This is a genomic window from Bacillus sp. FSL K6-0993, from assembly GCF_037977205.1.
Lineage (GTDB): Bacteria > Bacillota > Bacilli > Bacillales > Bacillaceae > Bacillus > Bacillus subtilis.
In genome coordinates, this window is the sequence record NZ_CP150275.1 from 1,303,060 (window position 1) to 1,320,598 (window position 17,539).

Sequence of the window (17,539 nt, forward strand, 5' to 3'; positions counted from 1 at the left end):
GGTGGCGCGAGAATTAAGAAATGCCAAAATCAGCTTTGTCAGTTATGTGGACAAGGCGGCTAACCAGACAGAATTTTTCTTTACGAAGTCAGCCGAACCTCCGTCATTTGAAAAAAAGGTTCGGCTGTTTACAAAAAGTGAGCAGGATGAACAAAAGCTCGTGTACGGAATCGTGTATGAGCCTGATGTTCCTGATGCCCACGGCGATTTTATGACCGCCGATGAAATTGAAAAAGCGGCGCACGGTTTTCTCGCGGAGGCACGGGAGATTGATATCAATCACAGCTTTGAGGGTGGAACCGGCGTCGTGGTCGAGTCCTATGTGGCGCCCGATGATTTTATGATCGGGTCAAAGCGGATTACAAAGGGCTCATGGGTGCTCGTAACAAGAGCGTCTGACGAGGTATGGGAACAGATTAAGGCTGGAATTATCACCGGCTACAGCATGGCGGGCACTGCAGATGTGTATGAAGAAGAACCGGTCGAAAAAGCAGGGTTCTTCAGTGTATTCAAGCAAATGCTTGCTGACAAAACAGGGAAGGAGACTGAAGAAATGAGAAAAGAAGACATGAGAGAATCATTCGAGCATGCGCTTTACCCTCTGCTCAAACGGCTTGAGCGGATTGAAAAAAACACAGACACGGAGGAAAAGCCGGAGCAGACGGGGGATGACGAGCGTCTGAAAAAGCTCGTTGAAGACATGCTTGCCCCGCTGATCGAACGCATCGAGGCTTTGGAAAAAGCGCGAGGCGCGTCTAAGCAGACATCGGACGATACGGGCGGCAATACAGAGCAAGTCAAAAAATCAATCTGGAGCGGACTGCTGTAAAACCAGTCAAGGAGGAGGAAATCAATTGAGAAATCAAGAGATCATTCGAAAAGCGGAAATGTCGCTTTCTGCTTTAAAAAGCGGCGGGCTTATGAACCCTGCGCAAGCATCGGCTTTTATCCGCATGGTGCAAAACACGCCGACCATTTTCAGTGAATCCCGCGTCATTCAAATGGAAAATGACTCGCAAAAATTTGAGAAAATCGGCTTCGGCCAGCGTATTCTGCGGGCTGCGCAAGAAGGAAAAGCACTGTCAAACGACGAGCTGACAGTTCCAACGACAAGCACGGTCCAGCTGAACACGAAGGAAGTCATTGCGGAAATTAACATTACGTATGACACACTTGAAAACAATATTGAAAAAGACGGCCTGCAGCAGACAATCATGCAAATTTTAGCAGAGCGCGCAGCCGTTGATATTGAAGAGCTGATCGTTAACGGCGATACAGCATCAGCTGATCCGTATCTGGCACAGCTGGACGGCATCCGTAAACAGGCAGTTTCCCATATCGTTGACATGAACGGTGAAGAACTGTCCAGAGCGACATTCAAGAAAGGCTTAAAGGCAGTTCCGCCGAAATATTTGCGCATCCCTCAGGAATTCAGATTCTATACGTCTCACGGCTTAGAAGTTGAATGGAAGGACCGCGTGGCAGACCGCCAGACAAACCTTGGGGACCAGGCTGTTCAGGGCGGCTTGTCAACAGCATTCGGCGTACCGGTCAAAGGGGTATCCAATATTCAGCCGTACACAGTCGGTGAGGGAGACGCGCAATATGACGCTTCTGATATCATTCTCACACATCCGAAAAATATCATTCTCGGCTTCTCCCGCAATATCCGAATTGAAGTCGACAAAGACATCCGCTCCCGTAAATTCATTATTGTCTTAACGGCCAAGCTGGACAGCAAGTTCGAGGAAGAGGATGCCTGCGCGAAATTAATTAACGTAAAAGAATAATAGAAACGAGGTGGTCAGCTCATGCTCATTGAACCGACTGACGTAGCCTCCTATTCGGTCTATGATCGGGTGAAAAACAGGCCGGAAGAGCTGCTGGCGCAGGATATCATCGAGGCGGAAGCAGAAGCGGCTCTCATCACGGGCCACCGCTTTGAAGACAGCTTGTATGATCCGCTGCCCGGTAAGGTGAAGTTGGCTTTAGTAAAGCTTGCCCAGTATTTTGCGCTTGTCAACAGCGATGAATCTGCCTCATCAAGCTATCAGTCTGAGAAAATGGGGGATTATTCCTACACGGTTTCCGGAGAAGGCGGGATTCAGCGGCCTGAGGTGTATCATTTGCTCGAAGAGTTTATCAAGCCGGGCTACGTCCCTGAATCCTCCAGACTGAAGGTGAGATCTTTATGAGCTACAAGCAGATGCTCATTCACCGTTGCGACATTTATCATGAAGCAGCGCAAGCGCCGTCTGCAGGCCGATTTGGGATTCCGGCAGACAGGCTGCAGCCGGTGATTTCATATCCGGATACACCCGATGAACAAGATGTCCCTTGTTATTTTACCGAAAAAACGCAGCAGCTGATTCAGGAGGAGCCGGATCAAACTGTATATCATAGCTTTCTCGTCCATTTTCCGTTGTCAGCGGACATCCGCGTGAACGATAAAATCATTTGGGAGAATCATAAATATATACTAAAGCTGCCGAAAAGGATCAGACATCATCATTGGGAGGTCATCGCAGTCAGGGATGAAAGCCTATGAAAATAGCGGGATTGAAACAGCTGAACACGGCATTAAAAGAAGCGGCTTCAGGCGGTTTTTCCAGACAGGCGTCCCGGTGGCTTGAGGAGTGCGGGCAAGATTTTCTGGAGATCGTCCAATCTGAACTCATCAGCACACAAACGATTGATACAGAAAAACTGCTCAGTTCCTTTAAGAAAGGCGCAGAGGACAATCTCTGGATTGTGCAAAGCGGCGGGCTTTCGCTTGAGGTGGGGACACAGCTTGATTACGCCTCATTTCTTAATGACGGCCATTGGACGTCAAAACAAGATGTGAGATGGGTGCCGGGGCGTTTTCAAGGCTCACGGTTTATTTATGATCCAGCGGCTTCAACGGGAATGGCGCTTAAGAGAAAATGGATACCGGGCACGGGCTACTGGGATCATGCACTGCTTTTATATGAACAGCTGTTTGAAAAATCGCTGGAAAGCAAACTGCGCCAGTGGCTGAAGAAGCTGTAAAGGAGGAGCAGGATGAACAGTGAAACAGGATCGATCATGGCGTTTTTGTACAGCCGGTGGTCTGTTCCCATTTATGAACGCGAGCTTCCTGATCGCTTTCAGGTGCCGTCGTTATACGTCCCGCCACCATCTGTTTTCGAGGAAACAGATACGGTTTCCACATTTAAAAAAACCTACAGTCTCAATGTAAAACTGTTTCATCTGGACTCCGTTCAGGCTCTGGATGAAGCGGACAGGCTCGCGGATGCCATCAGAGAAGCGAGAAATATGATTCCGCTGCTGAGTGAATCCGGCGAGAAGACGGGGGATATGGTTCGCATCTCCCAAATCGAGACAAGGGTAGGAGACAGGGGCGAGGCGGCCATGGTGATCAGGTGGAGCAGCCGATATTATTATTACAAAACAGAACAGCATGTCTTACAGGATATCGACATGAACAGCGGGGTGAAATAAACGGTGAAGGACAAACAACAGAAGAAGGCTGTACATACAAAGAGCCGGGAAGCTCTATTTGATACAGCGGATTTGATTAAGCACGCGAAGGAACTGTTCGGCGTTAAGCCGGATATTCTTCAGGGGGCTTTATTTGGCGTGGATCAACCACGTATGACGAAATCAGAAGCCAACCAATTGATTCAAACATTTCTAACCAAGGAGGTCATGTCATCATGAATGGCGGAACATTTACAACAGGCAAAGAAAAAGAACGTGCAGGCATTTATTTTAACTTTAAAACGACGGCACAGGAGCGGGTATCACTCAGTGAACGGGGAACAGTCGCACTTCCGGTCGCATCAAGCTGGGGCGAAGCGAAAACGTTCGTCTCCATTTCCAGCGTTGAAGACCTAAACAAAAAAGTGGGCCTCAGCATTGATGACCCGTCTTTATTGCTGCTGCGTGAAGCGAAGAAAAATGCGAAAACGGTATTGATGTACCGACTAACCGAAGGTGTCCGAGCGTCTGCTGATATTGCTGAAGGCGTCAAAGCAACTGCAGTATATGGCGGAACAAAAGGAAATGACATTATCATCCGCATCAATCAAAATGTGCTGGATGCTAATTCTTTCGATGTGACAACATATATGGACGAATCAGAGGTTGATAAACAGACTGTCAAAAAGGCTGAAGAATTAACAGCTAACGGCTATGTCACTTTTACCGGAACAGGCGATCTTTCTTCAACGATTCCTCTCACTGGATCAGAAGGAGACACTGCAGCTGAGACGCTGAATGCATCCGCGGGCATCCGTTTATCCGGCGGTACGGATAAAGCCCCTGTCAACTCCGACTATACAGATTTCTTAGCCGCGGCTGAAACGGAGAGCTTTGATGTGATTGCGCTGCCTGTTGCAGAAGGTGACCAGTTGAAGGCGACGTTTGCTGCTTTCATTAAACGCCTTCGCGACGGCCAAGGACAAAAAGTGCAAGGCGTCACAGCCAATTATGCCGGTGATTATGAAGGCATCATCAACGTAACCGAGGGTGTGCTGCTTGAAGATGGCACGGAAGTTACACCCGACAAAGCAACAGCTTGGGTAGCTGGAGCGAGTGCAGGAGCAACCTTTAACCAATCACTTACATTTGTAGAGTACGAAGGCGCAGTTGATGTGTTACACCGCCTTGACCACGATACGATTGTTGAACGTCTGGGTAAAGGTGAATTTTTATTCACATTCGACGCCCGCGATAAATCCGTCAGCGTAGAAAAGGACATTAACTCACTCGTGACGTTCACAGCTGAGAAAAACAAGAAATTTGCGAAGAACAAAATCGTTCGTGTCCTGGATGCTGTGAATAATGATTTAACACGCGAGCTGAAAGCCTTAATTAAATCAAGAAAAGGCAGCGGAAGCGATATCCCGGCATCTGAAGACGGACTGCAGTATGTAAAAACGATGATCACGCAATACATGACAACGCTTCAGGATGCGGGCGGCATCACTGGCTTTGATTCCGATGAAGATATCACAATTTCAATGAATGAAGATCGTGACGGCTTCTTGATTGACCTGGCTGTACAGCCTGTCGATGCAGCAGAAAAATTCTACTTTAATGTGGAGGTAAACTAATATGGCATTAAAAGCACAAAACACAATCTCAGGAAAAGAAGGCCGCTTATTTCTCGATGGTGAGGAAATGGCGCACATCAAAACATTTGAAGCAAACGTTGAGAAAAACAAATCCGAAGTCAACATTATGGGCCGCCGCATGACAGGCCATAAAACAACAGGGGCAAATGGAACAGGGACCGCAACGTTCTACAAAGTCACATCAAAATTCGTGCTCCTGATGATGGACTATGTCAAAAAAGGCAGCGACCCTTATTTCACACTCCAAGCCGTGCTGGATGATCAATCCTCCGGCCGGGGCACTGAGCGAGTCACGCTGTACGACGTCAACTTTGACTCTGCCAAAATCGCAAGCCTTGATGTCGATTCAGAAGCGTTAGAGGAAGAAGTTCCATTTACATTCGAAGACTTCGACGTCCCTGAAAAGCTATCTGACACGTTTTAATCAAAGCTGAATCAGCCCATACGCAGACCTTTCTCAGAAAGGTCTGTTTTTTAAAGATGAAACCAAACAATAGACAAGGGAGTTTTTTACATGAGCGAGAAGAACGAAAACGTATATGATCTTTCCTTTTTTATGCCGGGAAAAACAATTGAAGCTGAGGAAATCAAAGTGCCGATCTCAAAGCGTTTTGTTGATAAAAAAGGGAACATCGTGCCATTTATTTTTAAAGCGATCACGACGGAGCGCATTGATGAATTGGAGAAAGAAACAACAACGTATAAAAATGTCAAAGGCAGAGGCCGTGTAAAAGATTTAGACAGCCAGCGCTTTTATGCCCGAATCGCAGTTGAATCAACCGTTTATCCTGACTTCCGTTCAAAAGAGCTTCGAGAAGCTTACAAAACGGCTGACCCGGTAGAAGTTGCGAAACGCGTGCTCTCAGTTGGAGGCGAGTATGCGAACTGGTTAAACAAAGCGATTGAGATTAATGGATTTGAAGATGAATTAGAGGATCTGGAAGAAGAAGTAAAAAACTAATCAAGGATGGGCATAAAGAAGCCGTGTATCTCTACTATGCGATGCACGAGCTTCACTATTCCCCATCAGATTTATTGGCGCTCTACGAAGCGCCCAGAAACTATAAAGCGCTGTTGTATGGACTGATCGGATATAAGCTCGATCTCCTTGAAAAACAAGCAAAGAAAGGAGGGGCATCGTAATTGGCAAAGCTGACGGCAAGGTTTGAAATGGAAGACCGTGTAAGTAAAAAGTTAAGAAAGATTCAGAATGGGTTTAGAGCACTTGAAAAATATAGAAAAATGGTGCAGCGAAAAAGCGCTATTGATGTACGAAAAGAAAGCAAAACTGTATTAAGGACAATTGATCGCATACAAAAATCATTAAAGAAAAAGCTTGGCGCCCAAATGATCTCCATTTCAACTGAGGATAAAGCCAGCAGTATCATTCAGCAAGTTAATGTTCAATTGCAGGGATTGCCGTCATCTGTATCTATTAAAATAGATGCTAGTGACCAAGCAACCGAAAAGTTTGAACGATTAAGAGAGCTCGTGGCAGGTTTTAAAGGCTTTACGATTATGCTGAGTGCAGAAGATCAAGTGTTGCCGGCTGTGCAAAAAATACAGCGCTATATGGAAACTGCACTTAAAAATGGTTACTCTGTTACGATACGCGTGATTGATCACGTCATGAAAACAGTCGGTCGTATTTCTGCTGGTATTGATGCCTTAACAGGAAAAGACAACAAACTTGAGCTCGCTATTAATGACAAGGTGTCAAATAAGCTGGATTCATTGCAGAAAAGAATTGACAGCATGGGAAGCTCAGGTCCCTCCGAAAAAGGAGCGCCTTCAGCAGGAGGAAATACAGGAGATATTGTGAGCATGTTTGATCCAGAAACGATTTTGACAGCACTGGACAAATTTGCTGCTTCATTCATGGAAAAGGTGGATGAAATCGCTACAAAGTTCAGCCCGGAAACAATCTTAACAAAGCTGGATAAATTCACAACATCGTTCATGAATAAAGTGGATGAGATCGCCACAAAATTCAGCCCGGAAACAATCTTAACGGAACTGGATAAATTCACAACATCGTTCATGAATAAGGTGGATGAGATCGCCACAAAATTCAGCCCGGAAACAATCTTAACAGAGCTGGATAAGTTTACAACATCGTTCATGAGTAAAGTGGACGCAATTGCAACGAAGTTCAGTCCAGAAACGATTTTAGCACAACTGGAAAAGTTCACAACATCGTTCATGGGTAAGGTGGACGCAATTGCAACGAAATTCAGTCCAGAAACGATTTTGTCGCAGCTGGATAAGTTTACAACATCGTTCATGAGTAAAGTGGACGCAATCGCAAGTAAATTCAGTCCAGAAACGATTTTAGCACAACTGGATAAGTTCACAACATCGTTCATGAGTAAAGTGGATGCAATTGCAAGTAAATTCAGTCCAGAAGCTATTTTTAAGCAGCTGGACAAGTTTACAGATTCCTTTATGAAAAAAGTGGATGATATCGCAAGTAAATTCAGTCCAGAAGCTATTTTTAAGCAGCTGGACAAGTTTACAGATTCCTTTATGAAAAAAGTGGATGATATCGCAAGCAAATTCAGTCCAGAAGCTATTTTTAAGCAGCTTGATAAGTTTACAGATTCCTTCATGAAAAAAGTGGACGATGTCGTAAGTAAATTCAGCCCGGAAACCATTTTTAACGAGCTTGACAAGTTTACAGATTCCTTCATGAAAAAAGTGGACGATGTTGTAAGTAAATTCAGCCCGGAAACCATTTTTAACGAGCTTGACAAGTTTACAGATTCCTTTATGAAAAAAGTAGATGATGTCGCCAGCAAATTCAGTCCAGACGCCATTATTACTAAAGCGGAAGACTTTGTAACAAATATTGTTGACAAAATTTCAGAAAAATTTAATTTCCTGAACCCGGATAAAATCGCTAATAAAGCAGAAAAATTTGTTGATAACATTGTTTCAAAAATCGCCAAGAAATTCGAGAAATTCAGCCCTGATAAAATTATTGAAAAAGTGGGAGAGTTTTTTGAAAAAATTATAAAAGGCATTGCTGAGAAGCTGGGGAATCTGGATATTGGCGGGTTGCTTGGCGGCAAATCCAGCGGAAGCAAAGGCAAACAAAAAGCTTCAAAAGCCAATACAAAGAACTCAACTTCTAACAATTCAAACCGCACTAAAAAACCTTCTATGAACCAAAAATCTTCAGGTTCAAAATCGAAAAAGTCAGGCGGCAAATGGGGCGGGGCTTGTGGTGGCTGCTGTGCCGGAATCAGTACAGGCAAAAGCAAAAAAGTCAAAAATAGAAACGGTTCATCAACAAAAGGGAATAAAACAAATCCTGTGAATACACCTAAATCTGCTAAAGGAGCATCAGGCAAAGGTTTTTCAGGCCTTCTGAAAACATTGGGTGAATCAAAAGGCTTAAAAGGCGGACTGAAGGGCTTAAAAGGAGCCGCAAAAGGAATACCGGGATTAGGCGAAATACTGTCCCTTACTGACTTAGCCGGTATCAATAAAGATAATGCTGGTGAAAAAGTAGGTTCAGCCGGCGGAGGTTTAGCAGGAGCCGCTGCAGGAGCGGCTATTGGAAGCGTTGTGCCGGGAGTCGGAACCGCTATTGGCGGTGTTGTGGGAGGAATTGCCGGTACTTTCGGCGGTGAAAGTTTAGGTAAGGCAATTGATGCCGGAGCTCTAGAAGATACATGGAACAGCATCACAGAGGGTGCGCAAAATGCCTGGTCAGCCATTCAGGATACTTGGGGAACTGTATCAACATGGTTTATGGATAATGTCTGGACGCCAGTGTCAACCGCAGTTGTGGGTGTAGCAACAAGCATATGGTCCAACATCGTGAATGCTTGGACAACGATCCAAACGATATTCAGTACTGTATCAACATGGTTTATGGACAATGTCTGGACGCCGGTTTCATCAGCAGTTGTGGGTGTAGCAACAGCAATATGGTCTAAAATTTTAAATGCATGGACGACAATTAAAAATGTGTTCAGTACAGTTGCTTCATGGTTTATGAGTAATGTGTGGGGGCCAGTCAAAACTGCTGTAATAGGAGCGGCAACTACAATCTGGGATAAAATGACCGGTGCTTGGAATAAGATTAAGAGTGTTTTCAGTACGGTATCGGGATGGTTCATGGATACAGTTTGGAACCCGGTTAAAAATACAGTCTCAGATGTAGGTAAGGGAATCTCAGATGCTTTCAAAAAAGCGATAGACACCGTTAAGAACATTTGGAAAGGCCTGAGCGGCTGGTTTAAAAAGAATATTCAAGAACCTCTTACAAAGGTGGGAGAAGCGATTTCAGATGCTTTTTCTAAAGCGTTTGGCTGGGTGAAGCAAATCTGGGATAAAGCTGGCGGCGTAGCTAGTAAAGTAATTAATTTTGTAACCGGCGGCGGTGATCCGAATAAAGGTAAGGATCCGGATAAAAAAGCCACAGGCGGCTACATCACCAAACCAACCATCTCTTGGATCGGTGAAGCCGGCAAGGAATTCGTTATCCCGGTTGATAACAACCGAGGCCGGGGGAAGATGCTTCTTTCACAAGCGGCGTCTAAGCTGGGTATGCAAGTTGTAGACGACATGGGCGCAGCTTCGTCTTCTGGCGGAAGTCCAGCGTCTGTTTCAGGAGGAGCAGCTGTCAGTCCTTTATCAGGCTCAGCCTCCCCAGCAATGAACACTGTAAATCTTACAGGCCAAGCGTCCACACTCGGACAGCAATTTTCAGAGGGCTTTGACAAGGGAATAAGCAATCAACCTGTCAAAATGGAAGACTGGAAAAAGAAAAACATCAATACGCCATTTACACAAATGATTTCTGCTTCACCAAATTACGGTAAACAAATGGTGAGCGGGTATGCCAAGGGCCAAAACGGCACTGCAACCGGCACAGACGGCTTTTTGCAATCAAAGGTCAAAACACCGTTCCAAGCCACTGTGAACAAATCGTCATCATGGGGGACAGGTACGGTCAAAGGCTTTGCGCAAGGACAGAACTCGACCCAAACAGGGACAGCGCAGTATGTAAGCTCACATGTTGACAAACCGTTCCTGCGCTCAAAAGACACATCGAACAGCTGGGGTTCAGGCATGGTCGGAAACTTTGTGACAGGCATGAATTCTAAATCCAGTGAAGTAAAACAAGCAGCAAAGGATATGGCCAAGAGAGTGGAGCAGGCTTTCCGTGAGGAGCTAGATATTCATTCACCTTCCCGTGTCATGATGAGCTTGGGGCGTTTTGCTTCAATTGGTGTTGTCAAAGGCCTTGGCTCAGTAGATGTAAAGAAATATGCTGAAAAACAAGCCGGATCACTGGCGGCTGCCTATTCCGGAATGGGAGCCATGAATGGGAACGTAAAACAATGGATTATGGCTGCTCTCATGGCCACCAAGACACCGGTGAGCTGGCTTCCGGGACTCATGACGATTGCACAGCATGAATCCGGAGGCAATCCGAATGCCATTAACTTGTGGGACAGCAACGCAAAAGCGGGGCATCCGTCACAAGGGCTGATGCAGACCATCCCAAGCACCTTTAATGACCATAAAGCACCGGGGATGGGTAACATTAAAAACCCGATTCACAACGCAGCTGCTGCGATCGGCTACATTAAAAGCAGATACGGATCAATCAACAATGTGCCGGGTATTAAAAGCTTGAATCATGGCGGACCGTATGTCGGTTACGCAAACGGCGGGCTGATTACAAAAGAACAAATTGCACGTGTCGGAGAAGGAAATAAACGTGAATGGATCATTCCGGAGGAGCGAGGCATCCGCGGCCGCTACCTCCTTCAGAGAGCTGCGCAAGCTCTTGGTATGGAAGTGACAGATCCGTCTCAATCCCAGCAGTCTGAGCTTTCTTCAGGACAAGTTTCAGCAGTTACATCCGGTACACGGCAAACGATACAAACAGCCGGAACGAAAGAAATAAAGATTGAGTTTAACGGCGATCAGCATTTCCATAATGGACAGGATGCTGATGGCCTGGTTGCGAAAATCAAGCAGGCATTACTTGATGAATTACAAAAAGACATTAACACCGGAACAAAGGGGGTCGTGGCTTTTGACTAAGTCTATCTATGAATTTTGGATATCACAGGGGAAAGAAAAGCTGCGATTCCCTGTTCTTCCTGAAGCGATTGATATAGCGAATAGTGTACAAAATGACTCAGTAAAGATAACGGGATTAGGTGAACTAACGTTTATTGAAGAACCCGGAGCAAAAGAAATTTCATTTTCTTCTTTTTTTCCAAAAAAGTATACGCCGATAGCTGAATATCAAAATCTCCCGTCTCCGGAAAATGCCATTGCGAAAATTGAAAAATGGATGAAGGCAAAAAAGCCTGTTCAATTTTTAATTACGGGAACAAAAATCAATATGACATGCAGTATTGAAAGCCTTAAATATAGTGAGGGAGACAATGAAATAGGAGATCGGAATTTTGATATTGTATTAAAAGAATACAAAACCGCTTCCCCGCGGAAAATCAAGCAGAAGAAAAAAACAAAGGCAAAACGTCCGTCGAAGGCTGCGCCGAAGACGTACACAGTGAAAAAGGGAGACACGCTATGGGACATTGCAGGCAGATTTTACGGGAACAGCACTCAATGGCGCAAAATTTGGAACGCCAATAAAACAGCAATGATCAAACGAAGCAAACGGAACATCAGGCAGCCGGGCCACTGGATTTTTCCCGGCCAAAAATTAAAGATACCGCAATGAAACAGGTGATGTATGATGATAGAACTGTTCGTCATTAAAGACACAGAGTGGCTTGAGCTGGTTGCAGAAAGCGTATCGCTTGAGGGCCATCGTTATCAGGCGCCGCGCTCCATTGAAGCGACCATCGTCACCAAACAGGGCGACCAGACGTATTACAGTGTCTCAGAAGGAGATACGGTCTTGTTTAAATGGAAGGGAAAAGAGCTTTTTCGGGGCATTGTTTTTGCAAGAACCCCGGACGAGCATACGCTTGCCTTCAGCGCTTATGACATGCTTCAGTACCTGGTCAAAAACCAGGATATGTACGTGTTTTCCAATCAGCGGGCCGACCAGATCATCAGAAGGATTGCTAGTGACTTCCAGATACCGACAACCTCGATCGCAAACACAGGCCATACGATCAAAAGTCTTGTCATTAAAAATGATACGACATTGTATGACATCATATTAAAAGCGCTGAAACAGACGAAAAGCCAGACAGGACGACATTACCAGCTGTATTCGGAAAAAGGAAAGCTCGGTCTGCGCGCTTGGCCAGATCCGTCAGAAGTATGGGTGCTTGAAACGGGCGTCAATATCACGGGCTACCAATACAGCACTTCTATAAACGACACTGCTACTCGGGTGGTGCTTCGCCGGCAGAAGGACAATAAGACATATAAAGCCTCTGCCAAGGACAGTTCAGGCTTAAATAAATACGGTGTGCTTCAATATACGGAAACGGTCACAGATGACATCAACCAGGCACAGCTTCAGCAGCGGGCAGATGTACGCCTTGCTGAAAAAAAGGGCGTGAAAAAAGAACTGAAAAATATTCAGGCAGTGGGCATCCCGGAAGTGCAGAGCGGCTTGCCCGTCTATATTTCGATTCCGGAGGCCGGCATCAAGAAAACCTATTGGGTAGATACGGACCGGCATGAATTTAAAGGAACGAAACATACGATGACGATCGATGTTGTGGAAAAGAATACGATGCCGGAAGGAGTTTCCTGATGAGATTAAGTGAGGCTATAAAACATTTGGCAGTCGGCGCAGTTGACGCTGAGTCTCCGGTAGAACTGCTCCCGGCTGAAGTCGTTTCGGTTTCTCCTGTGGAAATCAAATTAAAAGAAAACAGCAAACTGATCATACCGGCTGACGCCATCATTATCCCAAAACGGATGCAGTCCGGAGGAGACGATGCACTCGAACCGGGGGATCGCCTCATGACCGCGGCTCTGACTGGCGGGCAATCGTTTTTTATTTTAGATAAGGTATAGACAAAACCGCTTCAATACGAAGGGGTTTTTATTTAGCATGTAAAAAGGAGTGGGCATCATGGCCCTGACACCAGAAGTGGAGTTTGAGGATTTTGAAGATGAGAGCGAAGTCATTGAAACCTCGCAAACGTACAAAATAGATTTTGAAAACGGAAGAATTACGAATGAGCTGATTACCGGGCTTGAAGCGATCAGGCAGTTCGTGTTTATCGCCTTACAGACAGAACGCTATGCGTATTCCATATACAGCCATAATGTCGGAAACGAGCTTCAGGACGTGCTGACAGATCATGAGACGACTGATGCCTATAAAAAGATGGAGATCCCGAGACTGATAGAAGAGGCGCTGGTTTATGATGACCGGATATCGGCTGTAACAGATTTTGAGATTGAAAAACAAGGCGACGCGTTTCATGTGTCCTTCGTGGTGGAGACGGATGAAGGAACGCTTGAGATTGAGGAGGTGATTGGCGAAGATGTTTGAAGATCAGACTTTTGAAGCGATTATGGAGCGTATGCTGAACAGCATTTCCGCAGATATTGACACAAGAGAAGGCAGCGTCATTTATAATGCGTTAGCCCCGGCGGCGGCCGAGCTTGCGAAGTCTTATATATGGATGGATACTGTGCTTGAGCTAGTTTTTTCTGATACCGCACAAGGCGAATTTTTAGACAGGCGTGCAGCGGAAGCGGGAATTGAAAGAACTGCCGCGACAAAGGCTGTCAGAGCGGGAGAGTTTACGTCTGGAGTAACCATTCCTGTCGGCTCCCGTTTCTACGTGGATAATCTTTATTTTCAATATACGGCAGACGGGACGCTCATCTGTGAAACACCTGGTGAAGCGGGAAATGCCAATCTGACCGGACGCAATTTACTATCATTGGATACCATTTCCGGTTTAGAAACGGCCATTGTCAAAGAAATCCTGATTCCGGGACGCGAGGAAGAAGGAGATGACAGCTTGCGGGAACGGTATTTTACAAGGGTTCGGCGTGAGGCCGTCAGTGCCAATAAAATGCATTATAAGGAGTGGGCTGAAGAAGTGGACGGTGTGGGGAAGGCAAAGATCTTCCCGCTTTGGAACGGTGAAGGCACGGTCAAAATTGTCGTCACGAATGCAAATCTTGAGCCCGCTTCTCAAATTTTAATTCAAAAAGTGAAAGATTATATCGACCCTGAACCAGGACAGGGAGAGGGACAGGCGCCAATCGGAGCCGTTGTCACAGTGGAAAGCGCGGTCTGGAAAGAAGTTGAGATTTCTGCCGAAGTGCTGCCTGAGATCAATCACTCAATTGATGAAGTGAAGTCAGAAATTGAGGAAGGCGTTTTAAATCTCTTTAAGAAAATGGCGTTTGAAGATAACGTCATCCGTCTTTCTCAAATTAACAATATCGTCTATAATTCACCGTCTGTCAGTGACTACTCCAATATTCAAATCAACGGCACGTCTGAAAATCTGGTGCTGAGCGACGTGGAAATTCCTAAGCTTGGGCAGGTGAAGATCATTGAGCAAACAAGATGACATGAGAGCTTATCTGCCGCCGTTTCTCACCAGCCTTAAAGAAATGGCTGAGCTGCTGAAAGCGGAAGCGCCTGAGTTTGATAAACAAAATGACAGCATATTTGATCTGACGGATCAGTTATTCGTACCGACGGCGACATGGGGGCTCAGCCGCTGGGAAAAGATTTTAAACGTACCGCGTGAATCAGGTGACACTGATGAGATCAGACGATTGCGGCTCATTTCCAAAATGTCGAACATCCCGCCAATCACATATAGGGCCATTGAGCAGGCGGTAAACCGTTTCTTGAAAAAACCGTCTGCACAGGTCCGCCTGCTTCCAGGCGAATACCGATTTAACGTCGATATCAATGTTGATGACCTCCAGCACATGAATGAGCTGATCGAAGCGATAGAAAACATGAAACCCGCTCATTTGGCGTATACGCTCAGAGGCGGATTGAATGAGACGCTGCAAATCAAAGATACAGTCATCCTGAATCACCGCAGATACCGAACAGCCAGTGAGCTCAAGGTCGGTTATTCTGTCACTCTTAACAACAATGAGGTGGTCTTAACTTGATTTCAACCATATACAGAGAACGCACAGCGGCTGATCTAAAAAGCAGAATCGATCACGTGCTGCTCAACGGCCAAAAAACAGAAATAGTAGAGCTCGCCATTGACGGTGCGACCGTCACCGTTCTGACAAAACGTGAGGAAGACATCAAGCATATCGAAATGGTACAAATTTTTGACGAGCTGGGCAATGTGATCACAGAGAGAAAGACTGACCTGGACGTTAGCGAAAACAGAACACTCGATTTCAGATTTACTTTTGAGGTGGTGTAAACATGGCATACGAAGAAAAAACAGACTGGCTTCCGGACGACCCCATCAACGAAGATGACGTCAATCGCTGGGAAAAAGGCATAAAAGACGCCCACACCGACCTGGCCGCCCACAAAAACGACATGAACAACCCCCACAACACAACAAAGGCGCAAATCGGGCTGGGGAATGTGGATAATGTGCAGCAGGCGGCGAAGAAGGATTTTGACAAGCATATTTCAGATGAAACCATACACATTTCATCCAGTGAGAGGACAAAGTGGAACAACGCACAATTAACTAAGTTAACTGATGAAAACGGAAAATATCTAGCAAGCATCCAAAATGGTCTGGATTTTCACAAAATTGTGGAAGAATTGGATCAAACCTTTTTCTTTTATACTGATAAGACTGGAATCAATACCCCACCGTTTGCCACTAGAGGATTGTATATTGGCTACAAATCTTATGGAGAAGCTTTGGCAATGGATTATGAAGGAGGTACATGGCGAAAAACCCTGAATGATTCCGGCTGGACTGATTGGGTTCAATTAGAAACTTCAGAAGGCGCTCAAGTTAAGGTGAGGAGCCATGAAGAAAAAACTGAAATACATGTAAATAAAAGCGATAAAGACAAATGGAATTCTGGACAGTTATTTAAAATAACTGCCGATAACGGGACACAAAAGATTAACCTGTCATCTGGATCTTTTTATGATTCGCTTAAAGATGTCGGGACTGTCACTTTCTATGGAACAAACGCGGTCACAGATAACCCGTCGGACACCAGTCTTCGAGGTATGCAATTGGTCGGTCAGCTAGGAATAGGCATTGGATATGCTGTGGATGTGAGAGGTAACGCTTGGTGGTTTTACTATAACGCTAACGATAGTGCGATCAATTGGTATCAAATTGAGTCTATAACGGGGGCGCAGTCAAAGATAGATGCACATGCCAATAAAACAGATATCCATGTAACACAATCCGATAAAGACAAATGGAATAATGCACAACTATATAAATTAACTGATACTCAAGGCTGCCGGACTAAAATCCCAGATGGGACTGACTTATTAACGCTGCCATCTGGCTTTTATTATGCATTAGGGAATGTCATAACAAACAACCCTGTTTCAGGAGATGGATCATGGTATAACTATGATGTAATCGAAACAGGGAGTGGCGGGCGAAAAACAATTTTGGCCTCTAGAAGTTATGACGGAACCTTTTGGACGTCAACGATCCATACAGACGGAGTGTTTAAAGGCTGGAATAAGATCGAGACTGAGGCAAGTGCTCAAACCAAAGCAGATAAAGCGCTAGCTGATGCAAAAAACTATGTTGACACAAATTATACAAATCAAAAGTTAACTGTACTTACAGGCTCTAGTGCAATTGAAGACGCAAGAATTGGAGGGAATGAATATCCTCCGGGGTTAACTTTAATGGATATTGGGCAAGGTAATACAACTGGTTATCCACTAGGTTTTGGAATCGTCAAAAATGAGAAATATCATGATTATAGATTCACTCAATATTTTTATGGTACTGGAAATGAATCAGGTAGTTATTTTGATAATACTGGTACATGGATACGGCACTGGTGGAGCGGATCCGGCTGGACAGCTTGGCATAAAATTTCTGGATTCGCACATGCCAATATTCGGGCCAACAGCATACAATATTTAAATAAAGCTAACCATACAAAAATTCAGTTTAAACGCAAAATAAAAGATAGTCATAATGCTTTTGACACAAATAATAGTAGATTCGTTGCCCCTAATGATGGAATGTTTTTAGTGGGAGTTGGGCTGTATATGATAAATACACCAGCTTACATCAATTTTCATCTGAAACTCTATCTAAATGGATCATTGTATAAACCAATTGACCATAAGAGAGGGGACTTTGTTGATAAGCAAAATGAAATGTACCTTGGATTAAATGGTAATGTAACCGTTCCTATGAACAAAGGTGACTATATAGAGATCTATTGTTATTGCAATTATAGCGGTGATGATAGAAGAGGTGTATCCGATTTTAACGAGCTATACAACTATATAGACGTCCAAGAACTTGGAGGACTTAACTATCCTACAGTATAAGATA

At 45.0% G+C, this 17,539-nt stretch carries 20 protein-coding genes; all 20 read left to right on the forward strand.

Annotated features, from left to right (window positions below; translation table 11 throughout):
• Window position 1: 1 nt before the first annotated feature.
• The 20 genes from MHH79_RS06830 to MHH79_RS06925 all read left to right on the forward strand — a co-directional run bounded on the left by MHH79_RS06830 (window position 2) and on the right by MHH79_RS06925 (window position 17,535).
• On the forward strand, window positions 2-829 hold the full coding sequence (locus MHH79_RS06830; protein WP_047182486.1) for an XkdF-like putative serine protease domain-containing protein: 828 nt from the start codon (window positions 2-4) through the stop codon (window positions 827-829).
• Between the two features lie 25 nt (window positions 830-854).
• Window positions 855-1,790 (forward strand): phage major capsid protein, encoded by a 936-nt coding sequence (locus tag MHH79_RS06835; protein ID WP_003232690.1) that lies wholly within the window; start codon window positions 855-857, stop codon window positions 1,788-1,790.
• A gap of 21 nt (window positions 1,791-1,811) precedes the next feature.
• Window positions 1,812-2,195, forward strand: coding sequence for a DUF3199 family protein (locus MHH79_RS06840; protein ID WP_021479474.1), 384 nt, complete (start codon window positions 1,812-1,814; stop codon window positions 2,193-2,195).
• Window positions 2,192-2,548, forward strand: coding sequence for a YqbH/XkdH family protein (locus tag MHH79_RS06845; RefSeq protein WP_015383432.1), 357 nt, complete (start codon window positions 2,192-2,194; stop codon window positions 2,546-2,548). Before MHH79_RS06840 ends, MHH79_RS06845 begins: the two co-directional genes overlap by 4 nt.
• On the forward strand, window positions 2,545-3,030 hold the full coding sequence (locus tag MHH79_RS06850; RefSeq protein ID WP_063335090.1) for an HK97 gp10 family phage protein: 486 nt from the start codon (window positions 2,545-2,547) through the stop codon (window positions 3,028-3,030). The genes MHH79_RS06845 and MHH79_RS06850 overlap by 4 nt, the downstream gene beginning before the upstream one ends.
• A 12-nt stretch (window positions 3,031-3,042) precedes the next feature.
• The gene (locus MHH79_RS06855) at window positions 3,043-3,483 is read left to right on the forward strand and encodes a hypothetical protein (RefSeq protein ID WP_063335091.1); all 441 of its coding nucleotides are present in this window, start codon (window positions 3,043-3,045) and stop codon (window positions 3,481-3,483) included.
• 3 nt (window positions 3,484-3,486) lie between these two features.
• The gene (locus MHH79_RS06860) at window positions 3,487-3,702 is read left to right on the forward strand and encodes a hypothetical protein (RefSeq protein WP_015383435.1); all 216 of its coding nucleotides are present in this window, start codon (window positions 3,487-3,489) and stop codon (window positions 3,700-3,702) included.
• Window positions 3,699-5,099, forward strand: coding sequence for a phage tail sheath family protein (locus MHH79_RS06865; protein WP_003245369.1), 1,401 nt, complete (start codon window positions 3,699-3,701; stop codon window positions 5,097-5,099). The genes MHH79_RS06860 and MHH79_RS06865 overlap by 4 nt, the downstream gene beginning before the upstream one ends.
• 1 nt (window position 5,100) lies before the next feature.
• Window positions 5,101-5,544, forward strand: a complete 444-nt coding sequence (locus tag MHH79_RS06870; RefSeq protein WP_003232677.1) for a phage tail tube protein — start codon at window positions 5,101-5,103, stop codon at window positions 5,542-5,544.
• Window positions 5,545-5,634: 90 nt separating this feature from the next.
• Window positions 5,635-6,081, forward strand: coding sequence for a phage portal protein (locus tag MHH79_RS06875; RefSeq protein ID WP_063335092.1), 447 nt, complete (start codon window positions 5,635-5,637; stop codon window positions 6,079-6,081).
• 41 nt (window positions 6,082-6,122) lie between these two features.
• Window positions 6,123-6,263 carry a hypothetical protein gene (locus tag MHH79_RS06880; RefSeq protein WP_014479557.1) on the forward strand — a complete coding sequence of 47 codons (141 nt, stop codon included), beginning with the start codon at window positions 6,123-6,125 and terminating at the stop codon, window positions 6,261-6,263.
• A complete protein-coding gene (locus MHH79_RS06885; protein WP_340035064.1) occupies window positions 6,264-11,186 on the forward strand; it encodes a transglycosylase SLT domain-containing protein in 4,923 nt (1,640 codons plus the stop codon).
• Window positions 11,179-11,838: a LysM peptidoglycan-binding domain-containing protein gene (locus MHH79_RS06890; RefSeq protein ID WP_063335094.1), complete on the forward strand. Its 660-nt coding sequence runs from the start codon at window positions 11,179-11,181 to the stop codon at window positions 11,836-11,838. The genes MHH79_RS06885 and MHH79_RS06890 overlap by 8 nt, the downstream gene beginning before the upstream one ends.
• A 15-nt stretch (window positions 11,839-11,853) precedes the next feature.
• Window positions 11,854-12,831, forward strand: coding sequence for a phage-like element PBSX protein XkdQ (locus tag MHH79_RS06895; RefSeq protein WP_003245730.1), 978 nt, complete (start codon window positions 11,854-11,856; stop codon window positions 12,829-12,831).
• On the forward strand, window positions 12,831-13,097 hold the full coding sequence (locus MHH79_RS06900) for a DUF2577 family protein (protein ID WP_015383440.1): 267 nt from the start codon (window positions 12,831-12,833) through the stop codon (window positions 13,095-13,097). Before MHH79_RS06895 ends, MHH79_RS06900 begins: the two co-directional genes overlap by 1 nt.
• Before the next feature lie 58 nt (window positions 13,098-13,155).
• Window positions 13,156-13,581, forward strand: coding sequence for a DUF2634 domain-containing protein (locus tag MHH79_RS06905; RefSeq protein ID WP_100506136.1), 426 nt, complete (start codon window positions 13,156-13,158; stop codon window positions 13,579-13,581).
• Entirely contained in the window at window positions 13,574-14,620 is a 1,047-nt protein-coding gene (locus MHH79_RS06910; RefSeq protein ID WP_340035065.1) for a baseplate J/gp47 family protein, read from the forward strand. The genes MHH79_RS06905 and MHH79_RS06910 overlap by 8 nt, the downstream gene beginning before the upstream one ends.
• On the forward strand, window positions 14,604-15,182 hold the full coding sequence (locus tag MHH79_RS06915) for a YmfQ family protein (RefSeq protein ID WP_309529656.1): 579 nt from the start codon (window positions 14,604-14,606) through the stop codon (window positions 15,180-15,182). Before MHH79_RS06910 ends, MHH79_RS06915 begins: the two co-directional genes overlap by 17 nt.
• Window positions 15,179-15,451: a hypothetical protein gene (locus tag MHH79_RS06920; protein ID WP_047182490.1), complete on the forward strand. Its 273-nt coding sequence runs from the start codon at window positions 15,179-15,181 to the stop codon at window positions 15,449-15,451. Before MHH79_RS06915 ends, MHH79_RS06920 begins: the two co-directional genes overlap by 4 nt.
• A gap of 2 nt (window positions 15,452-15,453) precedes the next feature.
• Complete coding sequence (locus tag MHH79_RS06925; protein ID WP_309529655.1) at window positions 15,454-17,535, forward strand: terminase; 2,082 nt, start codon at window positions 15,454-15,456, stop codon at window positions 17,533-17,535.
• Window positions 17,536-17,539: the final 4 nt, after the last annotated feature.